Raw genomic sequence first — 21381 nt, 5'->3', positions numbered from 1 at the left:
TACTCCAGCCCCATGCTTCGCGGTCGGCTGGAGTTAGCGCTTTAGCGCTTACTTCAGCCCCATGCTTCGCGGTCGGCCGGAGTTAGCGCTTTAGCGCTTACTCCAGCCCCATGCGTGGCCGGCGTGCCGGCTAAGGAATCATTCGTGCTGCCAGACGACCCTCGCCCGTTACACGCCCCAGCGCGGAATGTGGTGCGAACCCATCGAGATGCACACGTTCTTGATCTCCGCGAACACCTCGAAACTGTACTCGCCGCCCTCGCGACCGGTGCCCGATTCCTTCACGCCGCCGAACGGCTGGCGCAGGTCGCGCACGTTCTGGCTGTTCACGAACACCATCCCGGCCTCGATGCCGCGCGCGAGGCGATGCACCTTGCCGACGTCCTGCGTCCAGATGTACGAAGCAAGACCGTACGCGGTGTCGTTCGCGAGCCGCAGCCCTTCATCTTCGTCCTCGAACGGAATGATGCACGCGACCGGCCCGAAGATCTCTTCCTGCGCGACGCGCATCCGGTTGTCGACGTCGGCCAGCACGGTCGGCCGCACGAAGTTGCCGTTGCGCAGATGGTCGGGCAGGCCCGCCGGCTTGTCCGCGCCGCCCGCAACCACGCGCGCGCCTTCCTGCTCGCCGATGCGGATATAGCCCGTGACCTTCTCCCAGTGCTGCCGCGTGATCATCGCGCCGAGATTCGTGGCCGGATCGGACGGATCGCCAACGATCAGATTGTTCGCCCGGCGCGCGAATTCCTGCACGAAGCGGTCGTAGATCGTGCGCTGCACGAAGATCCGCGAACCGGCCGTGCAGCGTTCGCCGTTGATCGAGAAGATCGTGAACAGCGACGCGTCGAGCGCGCGATCGAAATCGGCGTCGTCGAAAATCAGCACCGGCGATTTGCCGCCGAGTTCCATCGAATACTTCTTGAGACCGGCACGCTCCATGATCCGCTTGCCGGTGACGGTGCCGCCGGTGAACGACACCGCGCGCACGTCCGGATGGCGCACCAGCGCATCGCCGGCCGTCGCGCCATAGCCCTGCACGACGTTCAGCACGCCCGGCGGAATGCCGGCTTCGAGCGCGAGGCGGCCGAGCTGGTCGGCCGTCAGCGGCGACAGCTCCGACATCTTCAGCACGGCCGTGTTGCCGAGCGCGAGGCACGGCGCCGTCTTCCACGTCGCGGTCATGAACGGCACGTTCCATGGCGACACCAGCGCGCACACGCCGACCGGCTGGTACAGCGTGTAGTTCAGCATCTGGTCGTCGACCGGATAGGTGCGGCCGTTCATCTGCACGCACACTTCCGCGAAGAAGTTGAAGTTCTCCGACGCGCGCGGAATCAGCTGCTTGCTCGTCTGCGCGATCGGCAGGCCGGTGTCCTGCGTCTCCAGCGCCGCGAGCATCGGCACGTTCTTCTCGATCAGCTCGCCGAGTTTGCGCATCAGCTTCGCGCGCTCCTTGGCCGGCGTGTTCGCCCATTTCGGGAAGGCTTCCTTCGCGGCGCGCACGGCCGCATCGACTTCGGCCTCGCCGCCCGATGCGACGTCGGTGATCACATCGCCCGTCGCGGGATTCAGCGTCGTGAACGTCTCGCGGCTTTCGACTTCGCGGCCGTCGATCCAGTGCTTGATGGTCATGCTCTCTCCTTGGGCGACGGGCTCAGCCGGCGCGATAGTAGTCTGCTTCGCCGACGATCGTGTTCACGAGCCGGCCAATCCCTTCGATCTCGGTCACGACCTCGTCGCCCGGCTTGGTATCCGCCAGCCCCTCGGGCGTGCCGGTCAGGATCAGGTCGCCCGGCGAGAGCGTCATGAAGCCGCTGATGTGCTCGATCAGCGCCGGCACGTCGAAGATCATGTCGCGCGTGCTGCCGCGCTGCGTCTCCTGGCCGTTCACCGTCGTGCGCAGCGTCAGGTCGCCCGCATCGCCGATCTCGTCGCGGCTGACGAACCACGGCCCGAGCGGCGTGCAGGTGTCACGGTTCTTCACACGCAGGTTCGGACGGTAGTAGTTCTCGAGATAGTCGCGGATCGCATAGTCGTTCGCGACCGTATAGCCGGCCACGTAGTCGAGCGCCTGCGCGCGGCTCACATTGCGCGCGGGCCGGCCGATCACGACGGCCAGCTCGCACTCGTAATGCATGTGGGTGGCATCCGCCGGGCGCACGGTGCGCGACCGGTGGCCGATGAACGTGTTCGGCCCCTTCAGGAAGATCAGCGGCTCGCTCGGCGCCTTGAACGCGAGTTCCTTCGCGTGGTCGGCATAGTTGAGGCCGAGCGCGAACGTCGTGCGCGGCGCGACGGGCGGCAGCCATTCGACCACCTCTTCCGCAACGACGCGCCCCGTATCGAGGCGGATCGCGCCGTCGCCGGCCGGTTCGGCTGCATGCAGTGCGCCGTTGTAGATCACGCGCGCCGTCTTCATCGTGCTTCCTCCGCAATCAGCGTGTGCCGCAACGTGCCGATGCCGGCGGCGGCGATCTCGATCGTGCTGCCCGCGCGGGCGCGCGGTGCGCCGCCCGCGACGCCGAGCAGCAGTACATCGCCCGCGTCGAACGACATGAAGGCCGTCACGTCGGCGATCAGCTCGCGCACGGGGCGAATCAGCGTGGCCGTCGAAGCGGACACGGCCACCTCGCCGTCGATCCGCACGGTCAGGCCGATCGCATCGACATCGCCCAGCGCGGCGGCCGGCACGATGGCCGGGCCCAGCGGGCAGAAACCATCTCGGCACTTGAAGCGCACGGCCGGACGGTAGTAATCGGGATGCGGCACCGACACGTCGCTTGCGAGCGTGAAGCCGTGCACGTAGTCGAGCGCCCGGTCAGCCGGCACGCGGGTCGCGCGGCGCGAAAACACCACGGCCACCGACGCGCCGATCTCCAGCGCGTCGACGCCGGCCGGCACGACGACGGCCGCGCCGTCGGCCGCATGCGTATTGGCGGGCTTGATGTACAGGATCGGCGCCTGCGGCGGGCGGCCGTAAGGCGGCGCGTCCACGGCATCGCCGAGTGCGTCGAGCGCCGCGCGCTCGTTGAGCAGCGCACCGTAGACGGTACCGATGGCGACCGGCAACGGCGGCGCCGCGGCGGTCGTGCAAGACAGCTCCATGCGTCATTCCCCTGCCGCGCGTCGCGGCGCATCGTCAATAGTTAACATCTTAAGTAAACAATCGGGCGCTGACAACCTCGATTACCCTGATATGCGAAATTCACTACCCGCGGCTGTTAAGATTGATGCGTCCCCGTCCACTGCTCACCCCGATGAACCGAACGCTCGACCATCGCAATCTGGCCATGCTGCTGCTCGAGGCCCGCGAAACGCTGATGGGTCTGTTTCGCCCCATTCTCAAGGAATTCGCGCTGACCGAACAGCAATGGCGGATCATCCGCGTGCTCGACGGCGAGCCGGCACATGCGCTCGAAGCGGGACAGATCGCGCGGCGCTGCTGCATCCTGAGCCCGAGCCTCACGGGCGTGCTGGAACGGATGGAGCGCGACGGCCTGATCACGCGCACGCGCGCGCAGGAAGATCAGCGTCGGCTGCTGGTCAGCCTAACGCCGCAAAGCAGGAAACTGGTCACGGAAATCGGTCCGCGGATCGACGAGCAGTACCGGCAGCTCGAGTCGCGGTTCGGCCAGGACGGCCTCGAAGACATCTATCGCGCGCTCGACCGGCTCATCGAGCTCGGCGGCAACACGTGAGAACGGCCCCCGTTCCCGCCAGCGGCGGAAACGGGGGCCGATGCGGCGCGGGCGATCAGTGCACCGCGCCGCGCATCAGCTCGGTCACGGCCACGCCACGCGACGTGCGCATGCACTCCTCGACATAATCGATGAACGGCAACGGCTCGAAATCGATTTCGTCGCGCACGCGGCGGTTGTCGAACACGCGATCGACCGTCGCGAATTCCCCGCAACGCTGCAGCGCCCGGCCGATCACGCGCTCGAGGGCCGGATCGGTCCGCCCGAGCACATCGCGCACCACGAGCGGCAATTCGGCCGGTGCACATGCCGCGTAGCGCGGCGCGCCGGTCATCCCCGCCGCCTCGTCCATCGCACGCACGATCTGCGCGACCTGCGGCGCCTCGTCGCCGGCCGACACGTGATACACGTCGTGCGCGAGCGTCGGCTTGACGGCCAGCAGCATCGTCGCGCGCGCCACGTCGTCCACCGACACGATATCGATGCGCGTCATCGGCCGCGCGGTGAAGCGGCGCGCGGCATGCGCCAGCCGGAACATCCAGAACGAATTCGGCGCGGGCCGCGTACCGAGCACCGTGTGGCCGACCACATGCGACGGCCGCACCACGACGAGCGGCAGCCCGAGTGCACGCAGGCGCTGCTCGGTCTGCGCCTTCGCGTGCAGGTAGTCCGCCGCGAGCACCGCGCCCGGCAGGCCTTCCTCGTCGCGCGCGACGTCGTTCGCCGCGTCGCCCGCCGTCTCTTCCTGCACGATCCCGCCGCGGCCCGCATGCGCGTAGGCGGTGCCGACATACACGAAGCGCTGCAGGCGCGGCGCCCGTGCGAAGCGTTCGGCGAAGCGCACCGCATCGGCGATGTCGGCCCGCAGGTGCACGCCGTCGGCCGGCGACGCATGGCCCGCGCAGTGAATCACGTGCGTCGCGGCGGCGAGGCGCGACGCGTCGGCGCCCTGCCATACGTCGCCGAGCGCACCGACGATCACGTTCGCATCGGTCAGGCGCGACGCCCAGTACGGCGCCAGCCCCGCACGCAGCGCCGCTTCGCGCAGCCGCGCGACGGCGTGGCCGCGATCCTGCGCACGCACGACGCAGACGATGCGGTCGAGCAGCCCCGCATTGACGAGCGCCGTCAGCACGGTACTGCCGATGAAGCCGGTTGCGCCGGTCAGCACCAGGCGCCCGACGTTCGCCGCCGCGACCGGTGCGCTGGCCGGCGACACGAGGCTCGTCCGCCAGTTGAGCGACAACGCGGTTTTCCAGATCAGCACGATAGTCTCCTTCGATGAGTCGGCCGGGCGGCGCGATGCCCGCGGTTGCGGGCTGCGCACGGCTCACCGGCCGGGCCGGGGCCTGACGCGCGCCCCGGCAGTCCCGATCGGGCGTGCGGCCCGCGATCGCGTCGATCGCGTCTCTGGCACGAGGCGGCGGCAGCCGCCGAGGACGGGCGTCCGCGGCACTGGATCGGGAAGATTCCAGTGTGGGGCCCGACCGCAGGCAAGTCTGTCCCGAAAGTTTCGTGAAAGTGTGCCGATTTGTACGCGATTGTCGGAGTCTGTCGTACCGGCCGCGCCGTCAAAACGCCGCAACATCCGATCGGGCCGCCTTCCGACGATGCGGCACCACCGCGGATCGGCCCGGTTTCCGCAGCCGGCCGCGCGCGACAGATCGACGCGCCTCCCGGCCATGTCATCCCATGTCTCGATGATCGCCCCGGCCCCCATCGGCATCGCGATCGCCGGTGCGCGCGTGTTTGCGCGCACCACTGGAATAACCATGAATCGTCAGACGTCGTTCCATCTGAAACCGTAATGAACTCAATACGGATTTATTGCGGTTTATCACTTGCGTTTCACACCAGTCTATCTAGACTGTTCAAGTCAAAACGGTCGAATGTGTCATTTTTATAGGAGACGATCACAATGCGCCTCACCATTCGGATTAATGGCAGCGAATCGGCAACCCGGCATTCCTTCGCGGTACTGTGGGTCGATACTGACGAGGGGCTGTGGTCGCGCGAGGCACATCAGGGCATGGATCTTCCGACCTGGGGCAAGGTGCGCGATGTCGAGGGCGCGATGGCGCTCTGCGCGGCCGACGGCGGGAATGCCGTGTGCCAGTTGAAGGGACTGTCGTTCGATGCGACGCAGCGCGAACAGGGCCCCGCCGTGCTCGCCGGCGATCACCCCGGCGCGTGGCGGCTGCAGGCCGTCGATCGTTGCACCAGCGAGCCGGAATACCACGAGTTCATTTCCGTCGCCCGATAGAAATCATCGATGTAATTCGTCTGCGGTTTTCGGGTTTATTCCGGTTTCAACGATATTCATTTCGATATTCAGCATTAACGGCGCCCCATATCGGGGCGTTTTCATTTTCCGGTTCAAATAAATAACCGTGCCCCGGGCAATTGATCGCATACCGGGGGCGGCCGGTATCGGCCGTCCCCGGGATCGCGCGCCCGGATCGACACGCAGCAAATCGCCCGCCTTGCCTCGCCGGCCGCGTCGCGTCGGTGAAGTGCCGCATCCCCCGCCTTTCCGCCCCGATTCCGCCCTTTGCCGGAGCACCGATACCCGCTTTTTCTCAGGGCCGGAACACACTTTCCCCACACGGTGTTTACTCATTTATTACAATCGCATTATTCAGACTGACTAGCCGCCCTCCGGCGGCCCGACCCGGCCATTGCATGAGCGTGAAAAAGAAGACCCACCCCGCCGATCCGTACGCGGCCGCGACCAAGAACCCCATGCTCGCGTCGCGCCTGCCGATGTGGCGCTCGAAGCTGATCGTGATCATCGTGTTCCTCGCGTTTGCCGCACTGATCGGCCGCGCCTTCTGGGTGCAGGTGGCGAACAAGGAGTTCTATGTCGGCCAGGGCCAGAAGCGCTACCAGCGCACGATCGAGCTCGACGCGACGCGCGGCAGCATCGTCGACCGCAACGGCGCGATGCTCGCCGTCAGCCTGTCGACCTATGAAATCTGGGCGAACCCGAAGCAGGTTGCCGACACCGACTACCCGCAGATCTCGAAGCTGCTCGACATGCCGCTCGTCGAGGTCAAGCGGCGCCTCGGCAACGACAAAACGTTCGTGCTGCTCAAGCGGCAGGTCGATGCGGACACCGCGGGCAAGCTCGACAAGCTGGCGATCGACGGCATCACGCAGATCGCCGATTCGAAGCGCTTCTACCCGGAAGGCGAATCGGCCGCGCACGTGGTCGGCTTCACGAACATCGAGGACAAGGGCCAGGAAGGCGTCGAGCTCGCGGCGAATGCACGCCTGGTGGGCACCTCCGGGCAGCGCGAGGTGATTCGCGACCGGCTCGGCCGCATCGTGTCGGATACGCGCCCGCTCGTCCCGGCGCAGCACGGCGCGACGATCGAACTGACGATCGACCGCCGCATCCAGCAGCTCGCGTTCAGCCAGCTCAAGGCGGCCGTGGTCGAAAACAACGCGGTGGCCGGCAGCGTCGTGGTGCTCGACGCGCAGAACGGCGAGATCCTCGCGCTCGCGAACTACCCGACCTTCGACCCGAACGACCGCGCGCGCCTCACCGGCCAGCAGTTGCGCAACCGTGCCGTGATCGACACGTTCGAACCGGGCTCGACGATCAAGCCGCTCGTCGTCGCGCTGTCGATCGACGAGCGCAAGGTCACGCCGAACACGATCATCAACACGTCGCCGGGCACCTACAAGATCGGCCCGGCCGTGATCCACGACACGTCGAACCACGGCTCGCTGACGGTATCGCAGGCGCTGCAGAAGTCGAGCAACGTCGCGCTCGCGAAGCTCGCGCTGAACCTGCCCGCCGAAACGATCTGGAACAAGTACCAGGAATACGGGATCGGCCGCGCGCCGGAACTGACGTTCCCGGGCGTCGCATCGGGCCGGCTGCGCGGCTACAAGCGCTGGCGGCCGATCGAACAGGCGACGATGGCGTACGGCTACGGCCTGTCGATGTCGCTGCTGCAGATCGCGCAAACCTATACGGCCTATGCGGGCGACGGCACGCTGCATCCGGTGTCGCTGCTGAAGAACGGCACCGACCAGCAGACGATCGACGCGCATCGCGGCCACCGCGTGACGTCGGCGCAAACGGCCGCGTCGATCCGCTCGATGCTCGAGATGGCGGTCGGCGAAGGCGGCACGGGGCGCCGCGCGCGCGTCGACGGCTACCGGATCGGCGGCAAGACGGGTACCGCGCGCAAGCAGGTCGGCGCGACCTATGCGAAGGGCAAGTACCGCGCGCTGTTCGCGGGGATGGCGCCGATGAGCAACCCGCGCCTGATCGTCGCGGTGATGATCGACGAGCCGCGCGGCAAGGGCTATTACGGCGGCACGGTGGCCGGCCCGGTGTTCGCATCGGTCACGAGCGGCTCGCTGCAATTGCTCGGCGTGCCGCCCGACGCACCGGTCGAGCCCGAGAAGACGCCGCCGGCAAAGGCGATTGCGCCGCAGAAGACGGTAGCTGCACCGAAAGCGGCTGCGCAGACCAAGACGGCCACTGCGCCGAAAACCGCCGCGCCGCTGAAGACTGCCGCGCCGTCGAAAGCGCCGGCGCAGGCAAACACGGCGGCGGGATGATCGGCGCAGCTCGCGCGACGCGTCGGCCTCCGGCGCGCGCGTGACGCCCTCACCGACTCGTCGCCTCCACACCCGTTCCCGCCGCCGGGCACCGTCCCACTTTCTAGGAATGCCGCGCATCATTTGAGCGTTCCCGCTCCCTCCTCCTACAATTTTTCCGCGCGTCGGGCAGCCCTGCCCGCGTGCGCGATTACAACAAAGGAGAGACACGCATGCGATTCCACTGGAAGACGCTCGCACTGGCCATCGCGAGCGCGGCACTGGTCGGCGGGGTACCCGCCCATGCCGCCGACCCCGCCGACGTGAAAATCGGCTTCCTCGTCAAACAGCCGGACGATCCGTGGTTCCAGGACGAATGGCGCTTCGCCGAACAGGCGGCGAAGGAAAAGCATTTCACGCTGATCAAGATCGCGACGCCGAGCGGTGAAAAGGTATCGACCGCGCTCGACAGCCTCGCCGCGCAAAAGGCGCAGGGCGTGATCATCTGCGCCCCGGACGTGAAGCTCGGCCCCGGCATCGCCGCCAAGGCCAGGCGCGCGGGAATCAAGCTGATGTCGGTCGACGATCAGCTCGTCGACGGCCACGGCGCACCGCTCCAGGGCGTGCCCCACATGGGCATCTCCGCGTACAAGATCGGCCAGCAAGTCGGCCAGGCGATTGCCGACGAGACGAAACGGCGCGGCTGGAATCCGGCCGAGGTCGGCATCATCCGGATCGCGTACGACCAGTTGCCGACCGCGAAAGAGCGCACGACGGGCGCGGTGGACGCGCTCAAGGCCGCCGGCTTTCCGGCCGCGAACGTGATCGACGCCCCCGAAATGACGGCGGACACCGAAGGCGCATTCAACGCGGCGAACATCGCGCTCACCAAGCATGCGAATTTCAAGCGCTGGGTCGCGTTCGGCTCGAACGACGACACGACGGTCGGCGCGGTGCGCGCCGCCGAGGGGCGCGGCATCGGCGCCGACGCGATGGTTGCGGTCGGCATCAACGGCAGCCAGGTTGCGCTCAACGAATTCGCGAAGCCGAAGCCGACGGGCTTCTACGGCTCGATCCTGCTGAATCCGCGCCAGCATGGCTACCAGACGAGCGTGAACATGTACGACTGGGTCACGAAGAACCAGGTGCCGCCGCCGCTCGTGCTGACGTCCGGCACGCTGATCACGCGCGACAATGAAAAGCAGGCGCGCGCCGCACTCGGTCTGTGAGCCAACCCAAGGAGCCGACATGACACGCACCACCCTCGTGACGGGCGCCGCCGGCGGCATCGGCCAGGCGCTGTGCCGCACCTTCCTCGCGGCCGGCGACCGCGTGCTCGCGCTCGATCGCGACCGCGCGTCGCTCGACCGCTTCCTCGATACGCTCGGCAACGCGCGCGCGACGCCGGTCGTCGACGACCTGACCGACGCCGAGCGGCTGCGTTCGATGCTCGAATCGCATCCGCAAGTCGACGTGCTCGTCGCGAACGCGGGCACGGCGGCGTCGACCACGCTGCGCGACACGACGCCTGCCACCTGGCGCACGGATCTCGACGCGAACCTGACGGCCACCTACGTGAGCGTCGAAGCCGTGCTGCCCGGCATGCGTGCGCGCGGGCGTGGCGCGATCGCGATCATCGGTTCGGTCAACGGCGTGCACGCGCTCGGACATCCGGCGTACAGCGCGGCGAAGGCCGGGCTGATCAGCTACACGAAATCGCTGGCGATCGAATACGGCCGCGACGGCGTGCGCGCGAACATCGTGCTGCCGGGCACCGTGAAGACGCCCGCGTGGGAAGCGCGCGTGCAGCGCAACCCGCAGGTGTTCGAGCAATTGAGGAAGTGGTATCCGCTCGACGATTTCGCGACGCCCGACGACGTCGCACAGGCCGCGCTGTTTCTGTGCTCGCCGGCCGCACGGATCATCACCGGTGTCGCGCTGCCCGTCGATGGCGGCCTGCTGGCCGGCAATCGCGTGATGGCGCAGGAACTGACGCTCGAGACGTTCTACTGATCCTGAACAGGGACGCGGGGCCGGCGGCCGCCCGGGCCGCCGCGCCCTGCCCGGTGCGCGGCGCGATCCCGCCTGCGGTCAATGCGCGGCGGCCGCAGCCGGCTTCACCATCCGGCCGAGCACGTGCTCGGTCATCCCGCGCGCGAGCTCGGTCTCGCCCATGAACACGGTGCCGATGCCCTCGTTCGACAGCAGCGCGGCCTCGTCGCCGCTGTTGGTGCACAGCACGACCTCGAGCGCCGGATTGAGCGTGCGCGAGATCTCGACGATCTGCCGCACGTCGAACACGTCGGGCAGCGTGACGACCAGCATCCCGGCGCGCGCGATATGGGCCTGCACGAGCACGATCGGCTCGATCGCATCGCCCGACACGGCCGCGACACCTTCCTCGCGCAGCTTCTCGACGAGCTCGCGATTCTGCTCGACGACGACATACGCAATGCCGCGCTCGTCCAGCGCGTGCGCGATCCGCGTGCCGACCTTGCCGTAGCCGACGATCACGACCTGCCCGGTCAGGTGCGTCTGCGGCGTCGACATCGGCAGCGCGGCGAGTGGATCGTCGCGGGCCTCGAGCTTGCGCGCGAACGCCGAATGCTTGCGGATCCACGCGAGCGCCGGATCGATCATCGCGAACAGCAGCGTATTCATCGCGATCGAGATCAGCGCGACCGCCAGAATCAGGCTCTGCCCCTCGGCCGACAGCAGCCCGAGCGCGCGGCCGAGCCCCGCGAGGATGAACGAGAACTCGCCGATCTGCGCGAGGCCCGCGCCGACCGTCAGCGCGGTATTCAGCGGATAGCGGAACGCGATCACGAGCGCGACCGCCGCGAGGGTCTTGCCGACCAGCACGATCGCCGCAACCTCGATCACGTGCAGCGGCTCCGCGAGCAGGATCTTCGGGTCGAACAGCATCCCGACCGAAATGAAGAACAGCACCGAGAACGCATCGCGTAGCGGCAGCGTCTCGTCGGCCGCGCGCCGGCTGAATTCCGACTCGCGCATCATCATCCCGGCGAAGAACGCGCCGAGCGCGAACGACACGTCGAACAGCTTCGCCGCGCCGAACGCGATGCCGACCGCGGCCGCGATCATGCACAGCGTGAACAGCTCGCGCGAGCCCGTGCGCGCGACGAGCCACAGAATGCGCGGAAACACGCGCTTGCCGACCACCAGCATCAACGCGATGAACGCCGCGACTTTCAGCATCGTGACGCCGAGCGTGCTCCACACACTGCCGCCGGCCGCATGCGCGTCGCCGGGCGGCGTGCCGCCGAGCAGCCCTGCGACGGGCGGCAGCAGCACCAGCACGAGCACCATCACGAGATCCTCGACGACGAGCCAGCCGACCGCGATGCGCCCGTTGACCGTCTCGACCAGCCCGCGCCCTTCGAGCGCGCGCAACAGCACGACGGTACTCGCCACCGACAGCGCCAGCCCGAACACGAGCGCCGCACCGACGCTCCAGCCCCAGGTAAGCGCGAGCCCGCCGCCGAGCAGCGTGGCCACTGTAATCTGGACGATCGCGCCCGGCAGCGCGATCTTGCGCACGGCGAGGAGATCGCCGAGCGAGAAATGCAGGCCGACGCCGAACATCAGCAGCATCACGCCGACTTCGGCGAGCTGCTGCGCGAGCGACAGATCGCCGACGAAGCCGGGTGTACCGGGACCGATCACGATCCCGGCGAGCAGATAGCCGACGAGCGGCGGCATTTTCAGCAGCGACGCGAAGTAACCGAAGACCATCGCGAGACCGAAACCGGCCGCGAGCAACGCAATCAGGCTGACGTCATGAGGCATCCCCCCTCCCGAGTTCTTGTAACTATTTAGTAAGGTTCAAGAACGAAAGGATAAGGGATGAGGCGGAAAAATGGCGCGCCACCGCGAAAATTTCACGCGTTGGCGCGCCTTTGCGGGGTGCAACCCCGGCGCAATGAAAGGCGCCGCGCGGGTGCGGCGGCGCCTTGAAGCAAACCGGACAGGCGGGGCTGGCGCCCCGCCGCCCCGTCAGCGCGACGCTTGCGGGAACCGCGCGCCCGGCGGCGGCTCGGGCCGGGTCGACGGCACGCTCTTGCGCACCTTCGCGACCTGTGCGGCCGTCACCGGCGCCCCGGTGTTACCCCAGCTCGTGCGCACGAAGTTGGACACGTCCGCGACTTCCTGGTCCGACAGGCGCCAGCCGAACGGCGGCATCGTGAACGTCGACGGCGCGGTGCGCGTGCCCTCCAGCGCACTGCCTTCCAGCACGACGTGGATCAGCGAGGTCGGATCGTCGCCCTGCACGACCGGGTTGCCGGCGAGGGCCGGGAACACGCGCGTGTAGCCGTGGCCGTCGCTGCGGTGGCAGGCCGTGCAGTTGTCGCGATAGACGGCTGCGCCCGGCTTGCTGGCGTCGCCGGCCTGCAGCGCCTTCGCGGCAGCCGCGTCGTACACGTGGGGTTGTTCACCCTGCACGCGCGGCGGCAGCGTCTTCAGGTAGCGCGCGATCGCGTTCAGGTCGTCGTCGGTCATGTGCTGCATGCTGTGACCGACCACGTCCGTCATCCCGCCGAACGCGGCCGTGCGCAGCGTGCGGCCCGTCTTCAGGAACTGCACGATCTCGGTTTCCGTCCACGTACCGAGGCCCGTGCGCGGCTCGCCGCGCAGGCTCGTCGGCACCCAGCCGTCGATCGCCGCACCGCCGGCCAGGAAGTCCGGGCCGTCCGCGTCGGTCAACCCGCGCTCCTGCATGGTCGGCGCGCGCGGCGTATGGCACGCGCCGCAGTGGCCGAGACCCTGCACGAGATACGCGCCGCGCGCGACCACCGGATCGGTGTACGGCGCCGCGTTGAACGGCTTCGGCGTCGGCGCGAACATCTTGCGCCAGATGCCGAGCGGCCAGCGCATCGACAGCGGCCACACGATGTCGACCGCGCGGTTCTCGTGCTCGACGGGCGCGACGCCGTGCATGAAGTACGCGTACAGCGCCTTCATGTCGTCGTCGGTCAGGCGTGCATAGGACGGGAACGGCATGGCCGGATACATCGTGTCGCCGTTCTTGCGCACGCCCTCGCGCACCGCGCGCGTGAAGTCCTCGGCCGTCCAGCCGCCCAGGCCCGTTTTCGGATCCGGCGTGATGTTCGTCGAATAGATCGCGCCGATCGGCGTATCGAATTTCAGCCCGCCCGCGAACGGCTTGCCACCGCTTGCGGTGTGGCATGCGATACAGTCGCCCGCTCGCGCGAGGTATTCGCCGCGCTTGATCAGGGCCGCGTCGGCGGATTGGGCCGCGGGTGCGGCCGCCGGGCCGGAAGCCGCCGCGGGCGCTGCCGGCTGCGCGAAGGCCGTCGAGCCTGCGAAGCCGAACGCCGCCCAGGTCGCGCCGGCCGCCAGCGCGCGCGACACCCGGCGCGCGACGTTGTGGTTCATCGTCCTCTTCATACGGTCACCAGCGGGGCAGGATTTTTCAGGTATTGCTCGCGGATCGCACGCGCCGACCAGTAGGCCAGCGCCGCGATGATCCCGGTCGGGTTGTAGCCGATGCCCTGCGGCAGCGCCGACGCGCCCATCACGAACACGTTGTGCACGTCCCAGCACTGCAGGTAGCGGTTCAGCACGCTCGTCTTCGGGTCGGTGCCCATGATCGCGCCGCCGACGAGGTGGGTCGTCTGGTACGCGCGCGAATCGAAGTGCTTGCCGAACTCGCGCGTCGACACGCCGATCGCCTTCGGCCCCATCGCCTCCGCGATCTTCTTCATCTGCCCGGTCACGTACTGCGCCATCTTGATGTCGTTGTCCTTCCAGTCGAACGTCATCCGCAACAGCGGCTGGCCGTACGAATCGCGATAGGTCGGATCGAGGTCGAGATACACGTCGCGGTACGACATGTTGGTGCCGTGCGCGTCCATCGAGATCGTGTGCGCGTAGTTGTCCTTGACCGCCTTCTTCCACGCCGAGCCCCACTGCGGCGTGCCGGGCGGCGTCGCGATGCCGCTGATCGGCTTCACGCCGGCCTGGTTCACCCACAGCGGCGAGCCGCCGACGAAGCCGAGCGGGCCGTGGTCGAAGTTGTCCGCGTTGAAGTCATCGACCGCGACGCCGTTGCCGCCCGCGCCGATGAACGGGTTCGTGTAGGTGTCCTTGTCGAAGAACGCCTTGATCGTCGACAGGTTCTGGTACGCGAAATTGCGGCCAACGACGCCTTCGCCCGAGATCGGGTCGTACGGCTTGCCGATGCCCGACAGCAGCAGCAGGTGCACGTTGTGATACTGGAACGCGGCCACGATCACGAGATCGGCCGGCTGGTGCACTTCACGCCCGGCCGGATCGACGTAGGTCACGCCCGTCGCGCGCTTTTTCGTGTCGTCGAGGTCGACGCGCAGCACGTGGCACTTCGAGCGCAGCTCGAAGTTCGGCGCCTGCTTCAGCGCGGGCAGGATGTTCAGGTTCGGCGACGCCTTCGAGTACATGTAGCACGCGTAGCCGCTGCAGTAGCCGCAGAAGTTGCACGGCCCCATCTGCACGCCGTACGGGTTCGTGTACGGGCCCGACGTGTTCGCCGACGGCAGCCGGTACGGATGCAGGCCGAGCGATTTCGCCGCGTCGGAGAAGCGCTGCGCCGAATACGTGTTGAGCTGCGCGGGCAACGGGAAGTTGTCGCTGCGGTTCGCTTCGAACACGTTGCCGTCGCCGACCACCTTGCCGCCGACCTTGTACGCCTGCCCCGACGTGCCGAACACCTTCTCGGCGAAATCGAAATACGGCTCAAGCTCGTCGTAGGTCACGCCCGTGTCCTGGATCGTCATCCCTTCGGGGATGAACTTCTTGCCGTAGCGCTCTTCATAGTGGCTGCGCAGGCGCAGCTCTTCCGGCGTGATCCGGAAATGCACGCCCGACCAGTGCAGACCCGCCCCGCCCACGCCTTCGCCCGGCAGGAACGCGGCGAGCTGCCGGTACGGCAGCGCGGTGTCGCTCACGCCGTGGCGGATCGACACCGTCGTCTTCGACAGGTCGAGGAACAGCTTCTTGCGGATGTTGTAGGTCAGCTCGTCGATCGTGTTCGGATACGCGCCGTCCGGGTAGGTGTCGCGATACTCGCCGCGCTCGAGCGCGACGACATTCAGGCCTGCTTCGGTCAGTTCCTTCGCGAGAATCGCGCCGGTCCAGCCGAAGCCGACGATCACCGCATCGACATGCGGCTTTTTCTCTGCGGCCATCAGCTGCGCTCCCCGTTGATCGAGACGGGGCCGTACGGATAGGGCTTGCCGCTCTGGTTGACGAAATCCATGAAGTCCGCGCGCGCGCCCGGAAAGCCGATCATCTTCCATGCGGCCATGTCGTAATTGCCGCCATGCACCGGATCGCAGAAGTAGCCTTCGCGCGTGTTCTGCAGCAGCTGGCCGAAGAACACGCCAGGCGGCACGTCGTCGATCTGCGCGCCACCCTTCTCCAGCGCGCCGAGCACCGTTTCGCGCGTCGGCGCGTCGAGATCCGCGAACGCCTTGCCGTGGGTCTTCTCGCAATAGCGGTTGACCGCCGCGATGCCGAGCCGGTAGATGTCGCGCGGCACCAGCTTCAACTGGTAGCCGAGCTCGGGCACGCCCTGCTGGAACGGCCCCTGCATGTACCAGGTCGCGCCGTGCGCATACGGCGTCTCCATCTGGCGGTCGATGAATTCGGGCACGCCCGATTCGAGCGCGCCGGGGCCTTCGGCGTCGGCCGGAATCAGCCGGTCGACAGCGGCCTGGACGAACGCCCATTCCTTCGCATCGAAGAAGGTCGGCTTGTACGGCGCGCGTTCGGCGTTGGCCGATGCGCCGGGCGCGTTGCCGGTCGTCGCGGACGGCGACGACGAGCGCAGGTCGCAGCCGGCGACCGACGCGATCGGCACGAGCGCGACCGACGTGCGCAGGAAACGGCGGCGCGAGTTGGGTTTGTCAGGTGACGTGGACATGGTCGGATGTTGATCGTTGGGGATCGGGGCCCGGACGCGCGCACTCCGCATGCGGTACGTCCGGGATGGCAGCCATGCCGCACGCGGCTGGCCGTCCTGTTGTTTCGTCTGTTGCGAACAACCTCGATGCAGGCACCGCTCGTGCAACGCGCAGCAGCGCCTTCATGCAGCCGCGCAGCGCGCCGGTTCAGGCTGCGCCGCACGGATCGACCTCTCACGGGTCTTATCGTCTGACAAATACCGGCATCTGCCCGTATTTGCCCCTCATCGCTCATGACCCTCATTCAACTTAGACGTCACGTTTGCCGACAGCAAGCGCGACGTGCACGACCCTCTTTCGGATCCGGCGACAAGTGCCGCGGATTATATATGGAACCGGTTCCAATAAAAGACGCGCCAATGCAATTCAATGCATTGAAAATCGCAACAATTGAAAAATCCGGAAGCCGGAACGCGCAAGGATCGCGCGATTACCGGTCGATGCGGGCGTCAGGCAGAGGATTGTTGTGCGTCGAGCTTCGCCGAAGCCTGTCTCTTTCCGGCCACACGGGGTAGCCGAGGGGGCCGGTTTGCATGTCGGCCTGGCAGCCGCCGCGCCTCATGCGTACCTGGAAGAAAGAACTGCCGGCGCCCGTCATCACGGGCATCGGTCGGCGGACCTCCGGACGGCGCTGGCCGTCGGCACGCGCGACGGCGTGCCCGTGACGTTCGAGGTCGATGCACCGCGCGTGCATCGGCAAGGCCACCTGCGCTTCCTAGCTGAAAACGGCGCTGGGCTGACCGACGCCGTGCCGGCGGGATTCCTTATGGAGAGGGGTACGCCAGCGCGCCGGGACGCGCGCTCACCACGGCCAGAACATCGACGCGATGGACAGCGACAGTGCCGCGCAAAGCGGCGAGTAATACAACGTGTCCATCCGCGCGAAACGCGACCCGCGAATCCGCTTGAAGAAGCCGACGTAACGGAAATCGCCGACGGCCCGCACCGCGAAGATCAATGCGAGCGCAACGACCGCGAACGTGATCGAGCCGTGATACGGGTTCAGCCCCAGCCAGCCGGCACGCGCGGCAACCACGCACGCGCCGCCCAGCAACGCCGCCGCGACGGCGAGCGTGCCGATGGCGGTCGGCCGCAGCAGCGGTTTGCCGTCCTGCTCCGGAATGGCCGCTCCCTTGCCGCGCCGCCCGCCCAACGCCCAGTAGACGTGAATGAGTGCGATTGCGCAAAGCGTCGGCACGATGAAATACGCTCCGGTCATGGCGGTCAGTGTCCTCGTCTCGTTGTCTCGTTATCTCGATGTGTTGTCGGCAAGGTTCCGGCACGCGGCCTCGGCCCGCGACACACGTGACGATACCGAAACCCGGCAACACATGCATTGCGACGTCCGGTCGCAACCCGCCACGACGCATGTTGCGATGCAGTGCGCGCGCAGGCGCACGCGTGCCGGCCGCTTGACTTCCCTCCGCGCACTACTACCCTGTTATTCCAGTACTGCGGTCGATACGCCCCTGCGCGATCGGCCGCACGTGCATCGTTCGCCGCATCGCGCACCTGCACGACAACGATAACGAAGGCCATGGAGGCGACTCATGCTGATCGGTGTGCCGAAGGAGATCAAGAACCACGAATACCGTGTCGGCCTCACGCCGGCCGGCGCGCGCGAACTGACGCGACACGGCCATCGCGTACTGGTGCAGCGCGGCGCGGGCACGGCGATCGGCCTGCTCGACCACGACTACACGGCCGCGGGTGCATCGCTCTGCGACGGCGCCGACGAAGTCTTCACGCGCGCCGACATGATCATCAAGGTCAAGGAGCCGCAGCCGGCCGAATGCGCGATGTTGCGTCGCGGGCAAATCCTCTACACGTACCTGCATCTCGCGCCCGATCCCGAACAGGCAGCCGCGCTCGTGAAGTCCGGCGCCGTCTGCATTGCCTACGAAACCGTCACGGGCCCGGGCGGCGGCCTGCCGCTGCTGGCGCCGATGAGCGAGGTGGCCGGGCGCATGTCGATCCAGGTCGCGGCGACTCACCTCGAAAGCCCGCGTGGCGGCCGTGGCCTGCTGATGGCCGGTGTGCCCGGCGTGCCGGCCGCGCATGTCGTCGTGCTCGGCGCGGGCGTGGTGGGCACCGGCGCACTGCAGATGGCGGTCGGCCTCGGCGCACGCGTCACCGTGCTCGACACCAACGTGAACCGGCTGCGCCAGCTCGACCTCGTGTTCGCCAACCGGATCACGACCGTCTGCTCGAATGCGCACACGATCGACGAAGCCGTGCGCGATGCCGATGTCGTGATCGGCGCGGTGCTCGTGCCGGGCGCGTCGGCGCCGCGGCTCGTCACGCGCGACATGATCGCGACGATGCGTACCGGGGCGGTCGTCGTCGACGTCGCGATCGACCAGGGCGGATGCTTCGAGACCTCGCATGCGACGACGCATGCGGACCCGACCTTCGTCGTCGACGGTGTCGTTCATTACTGCGTCGCGAACATGCCCGGCGCAGTCGCGCGCACGTCGACCTTCGCGCTGAACAACGCGACGCTTGGGGCTGCGCTCGCGCTCGCCGACAAGGGCTGGAAGCAGGCGATGACCGACGATCCGCATCTGCGCGCGGGGCTGAACGTGTGCGACGGGCACATCACGTACGAAGCGGTCGCGCTGGCGCTCGGCCTGCCCTATGTGCCGGCGGCCGACGTGCTGGCATGACGTGACCGCACTTACGCATCGCTGATGGCTGATGGCTGGCGGCACGCGCCGCCGGCCGCGTTCACGCGCCCTTCGCGCCGCCGCGCTTCGACGCGCCGTGCGCCCCCATCGTGCGTGCAAGCAGCGGCCTCAATTGCGCAAGCGTGCGCGTGTTCAGCACGTCGGGCCGCGTGAGCCAGCCGCGTCGCGCCTGATCGACGCCGTAAGCAAGATTGTCGAGTTCGTCCGTGCTGCACGCATCCGAGCCGATCGCCACCGGCACACCGGCCCTCGCGGCCTCGCGGCACCAGATGTCCGGCAGGTCGAGCCGCCGCGGCTGTGCATCGAGTTCGACGAAACAGCCGCGCGCCGCGGCGTGCGCGATCACGCGCGGCACGTCGAGTTCGCATGCGTCGCGCTCGCCGAGCACGCGGCCCGTCGGGTGCGCGAGAATCGTGAAATGCGGATGGTCCATCGCGCGCAGCATGCGCGCGGTCTGTGCATCGCGCGACAGCTCGAAGCCGTCGCGTACCGCACCGACCACGAGATCGAGCCGGCCGAGCATCGCATCGGGCACATCGAGGCTGCCGTCCTCGCGAATGCCGGCCTCCACGCCCTTGAGCAGCACGAAATCGTCGAACGACGCGTTGAGGCGATCGATCTCGTCGAGCTGGTGCGCAAGCCAGTCGAAGCTGTTGCGACCGCCGCCGGCATGCGATGCCCGGTCGGTGATGGCCAGGTACGCGAACCCGCGTGCGCGTGCCGCATCGGCCATCGCGCGCAGGCTGTCGCGGCCGGCCGATGCGTCGGTATGCGCATGCAGGTCGCCGTGGACGTGCTTGCGCTCGACCAGCGCCGGCAGCGTGCCCGCGCGCGCCGCGTCGATCTCGCCGCGATCCTCGCGCAATTCGGGCGGCACGTCGTGCAGCCCGATCGCCGCGTAGACCGACGCCTCGGTCGCACCGGCGATCCGTTCGTCGCCGCGAAACACACCGTATTCGTTGATCTTCAGCCCGCCGGCCTGTGCGATCCTGCGCAACGCGATGTTGTGCGCCTTCGATCCGGTGAAGTAGACGAGCGCCGCGCCGAACGCATCGGCATCGACGACGCGCAGGTCGACCTGCAACCCGCTGGCGAGCACGACGCTCGACTTTGTCTTGCCGTGCGCGAGCACGCGCGCCACCTCGCCATAGCCGACGAACGCTTCGGCGACGGCGACCGGATCGCGTGCGGTGACGAGGATGTCGAGATCGCCGACCGTCTCGCGGCGGCGGCGGAAACTGCCGGCCGGCACGGCCTTGCCGACGCCCGCGATCGCGCGCAGGCGTTCGAGCAGCGGCAGCAGCGCGTGCGCCGCATCCGGCAGCAAGAAACGTTGGGGCTCGCGCTTCAGCCGGTCGTCGATCGCTTCGAGCAGATGCGCTTCGGTTTTCGCGCCGAAGCCCGGCAGCTCGCGCACGTGCCCGCTCTTCGCTTCCGCGCGAAGCTGCTCGAGCGAATCGACGTGCAGTGCGTCATGCAGCGCCTTCACGCGTTTCGCGCCGAGCCCCGGCACGTCGAGCAGTTCGACGATCGCGCCCGGCAACGCGTGGCGCAGCGTTTGCTGCAGCTCGCAGGTGCCGGTCGCGGCGATCTCGCGCAGCTTCGACGCGAGGTCGGGCCCGATCGACGGAATCTTCCCGAGATCGTCGCCATTCGCGATCATCGTCGGGATATCGCGCCCGTAGTCGGCAATCGTCCGTGCGGCGTTGCGGTAGGCGCGCACCCGGAACGGATTGGCACTCTGGATCTCGAGCATGTCGGCGATCTCGGCGAACACGGCCGCACACCCGGCATTGTTGATCGGCATGATCGGCGTGGCTCCCTTCCACGTGGATGGCGCCGCGCGCGTGCGCGACGGCGTCTGCCCGCCCGGCGCCGCATGCTGACACCGCCGGGCGCCCGTTCGTCATCGTACGCCGGCCGCGTATCGCGTGCAGCGCCGTTCCGGTCGCAGCGTCAACGTCAGAGGGAGGCGCGCGGCGTCGTGGCGTACTGCCGCTCGTGGATCGACTGGCAATGCGTGCAGCGTTCGGCGGCCGGGCGTGCCAGCAGGCGCTCGTAGCCAACCGAGCCGTCGCAGTCGATGCATTCGCCGTAGCTGCCGTCGCGCATCCGCTGCTGGGCGCGGCCGATCGCGCGCAGTTCGGTCAGCTTCATGCCGATCAACGCATGATCGACGTCGACGAACAGATCCGCATTCGCCTCGTCGCCCTCGTCCGGCGCCGCGCCGGCAAGGTCTGCATAGGATTCCGACGCGCGCTGGTCTTCGCTCGTGCGGATCTCCGCACGCAACGTCTGCTCGCTCTCGTTCAGCCGCCGTTTCAGCGTCTGCCGTTGTTGTTCGTCGAGCGGCATGGCAGTCTCTCCTGTTCCGGGTTCCGCGCGGAGCATTGCGGCGCGCGGTGTCGCGCCGGTGCGCGGCGGGCAGGCGTCACCGCCTGCCACCGTGTCCGGATG

At 67.9% G+C, this 21381-nt stretch carries 17 protein-coding genes; 6 read left to right on the top strand and 11 right to left on the bottom strand.

Going from position 1 to position 21381, the window contains the following annotated elements; all coding sequences use genetic code 11:
* Positions 1–168: 168 nt before the first annotated feature.
* From hpaE to LGN19_RS02390, 3 genes are read right to left on the bottom strand one after another with little or no spacing between them, the layout of a single operon-like run.
* The gene (gene hpaE / locus LGN19_RS02400; protein ID WP_122946876.1) at positions 169–1632 is read right to left on the bottom strand and encodes a 5-carboxymethyl-2-hydroxymuconate semialdehyde dehydrogenase; all 1464 of its coding nucleotides are present in this window, start codon (positions 1630–1632) and stop codon (positions 169–171) included.
* Positions 1633–1654: 22 nt separating this feature from the next.
* Entirely contained in the window at positions 1655–2419 is a 765-nt protein-coding gene (locus LGN19_RS02395; protein WP_174932431.1) for a fumarylacetoacetate hydrolase family protein, read from the bottom strand.
* Positions 2416–3105 carry a fumarylacetoacetate hydrolase family protein gene (locus LGN19_RS02390; RefSeq protein ID WP_226213088.1) on the bottom strand — a complete coding sequence of 230 codons (690 nt, stop codon included), beginning with the start codon at positions 3103–3105 and terminating at the stop codon, positions 2416–2418. The genes LGN19_RS02395 and LGN19_RS02390 overlap by 4 nt, the downstream gene beginning before the upstream one ends.
* Positions 3106–3257: 152 nt before the next feature.
* On the opposite strand from LGN19_RS02390, the gene hpaR reads away from it, so the two are divergent.
* Entirely contained in the window at positions 3258–3698 is a 441-nt protein-coding gene (gene hpaR, locus LGN19_RS02385; protein ID WP_048245409.1) for a homoprotocatechuate degradation operon regulator HpaR, read from the top strand.
* Between the two features lie 55 nt (positions 3699–3753).
* On the opposite strand, the gene LGN19_RS02380 is transcribed toward hpaR, so the two are convergent.
* On the bottom strand, positions 3754–4965 hold the full coding sequence (locus LGN19_RS02380) for an SDR family oxidoreductase (RefSeq protein ID WP_226213083.1): 1212 nt from the start codon (positions 4963–4965) through the stop codon (positions 3754–3756).
* A 651-nt stretch (positions 4966–5616) separates the two neighbouring features.
* Here LGN19_RS02380 and LGN19_RS02375 point away from each other — a divergent pair.
* From LGN19_RS02375 to LGN19_RS02360, 4 genes are all read left to right on the top strand, one after another.
* Positions 5617–5961, top strand: a complete 345-nt coding sequence (locus tag LGN19_RS02375) for a DUF3564 family protein (RefSeq protein WP_122946872.1) — start codon at positions 5617–5619, stop codon at positions 5959–5961.
* A 419-nt stretch (positions 5962–6380) separates the two neighbouring features.
* Positions 6381–8276, top strand: coding sequence for a peptidoglycan D,D-transpeptidase FtsI family protein (locus LGN19_RS02370; protein WP_226213082.1), 1896 nt, complete (start codon positions 6381–6383; stop codon positions 8274–8276).
* 212 nt (positions 8277–8488) lie between these two features.
* On the top strand, positions 8489–9484 hold the full coding sequence (locus LGN19_RS02365) for an arabinose ABC transporter substrate-binding protein (protein ID WP_226213080.1): 996 nt from the start codon (positions 8489–8491) through the stop codon (positions 9482–9484).
* A 19-nt stretch (positions 9485–9503) separates the two neighbouring features.
* Positions 9504–10268 carry an SDR family oxidoreductase gene (locus LGN19_RS02360; RefSeq protein WP_122946869.1) on the top strand — a complete coding sequence of 255 codons (765 nt, stop codon included), beginning with the start codon at positions 9504–9506 and terminating at the stop codon, positions 10266–10268.
* Positions 10269–10346: 78 nt separating this feature from the next.
* Here the strand turns inward: LGN19_RS02360 and LGN19_RS02355 are convergent, their stop codons facing one another.
* From LGN19_RS02355 to LGN19_RS02335, 5 genes are all read right to left on the bottom strand, one after another.
* A complete protein-coding gene (locus tag LGN19_RS02355) occupies positions 10347–12065 on the bottom strand; it encodes a cation:proton antiporter (RefSeq protein WP_226213078.1) in 1719 nt (572 codons plus the stop codon).
* A gap of 207 nt (positions 12066–12272) precedes the next feature.
* Complete coding sequence (locus LGN19_RS02350; protein WP_122946867.1) at positions 12273–13685, bottom strand: c-type cytochrome; 1413 nt, start codon at positions 13683–13685, stop codon at positions 12273–12275.
* Entirely contained in the window at positions 13682–15460 is a 1779-nt protein-coding gene (locus tag LGN19_RS02345) for a GMC family oxidoreductase (RefSeq protein ID WP_122946866.1), read from the bottom strand. Before LGN19_RS02345 ends, LGN19_RS02350 begins: the two co-directional genes overlap by 4 nt.
* Entirely contained in the window at positions 15460–16197 is a 738-nt protein-coding gene (locus LGN19_RS02340; RefSeq protein ID WP_226213072.1) for a gluconate 2-dehydrogenase subunit 3 family protein, read from the bottom strand. Before LGN19_RS02340 ends, LGN19_RS02345 begins: the two co-directional genes overlap by 1 nt.
* 842 nt (positions 16198–17039) lie before the next feature.
* Positions 17040–17456 carry a DUF3995 domain-containing protein gene (locus LGN19_RS02335; protein WP_174956414.1) on the bottom strand — a complete coding sequence of 139 codons (417 nt, stop codon included), beginning with the start codon at positions 17454–17456 and terminating at the stop codon, positions 17040–17042.
* 331 nt (positions 17457–17787) lie between these two features.
* Between LGN19_RS02335 and ald the strand changes: the two genes are divergently transcribed.
* Positions 17788–18903: an alanine dehydrogenase gene (gene ald, locus LGN19_RS02330; protein ID WP_226213071.1), complete on the top strand. Its 1116-nt coding sequence runs from the start codon at positions 17788–17790 to the stop codon at positions 18901–18903.
* Between the two features lie 61 nt (positions 18904–18964).
* On the opposite strand, the gene polX is transcribed toward ald, so the two are convergent.
* A complete protein-coding gene (polX, locus tag LGN19_RS02325) occupies positions 18965–20731 on the bottom strand; it encodes a DNA polymerase/3'-5' exonuclease PolX (protein WP_226213069.1) in 1767 nt (588 codons plus the stop codon).
* A 155-nt stretch (positions 20732–20886) separates the two neighbouring features.
* Positions 20887–21279 carry a TraR/DksA family transcriptional regulator gene (locus LGN19_RS02320; protein ID WP_226213067.1) on the bottom strand — a complete coding sequence of 131 codons (393 nt, stop codon included), beginning with the start codon at positions 21277–21279 and terminating at the stop codon, positions 20887–20889.
* Between the last annotated feature and the right edge of the window lie 102 nt (positions 21280–21381).

Origin of the sequence: Burkholderia sp. AU30198 (assembly GCF_020419825.1) — a bacterium.
Classification (GTDB): Bacteria; Pseudomonadota; Gammaproteobacteria; order Burkholderiales; family Burkholderiaceae; genus Burkholderia.
Note: the sequence above shows the minus strand (reverse complement) of the source record. Positions and strands in the feature narration are given on the sequence as shown.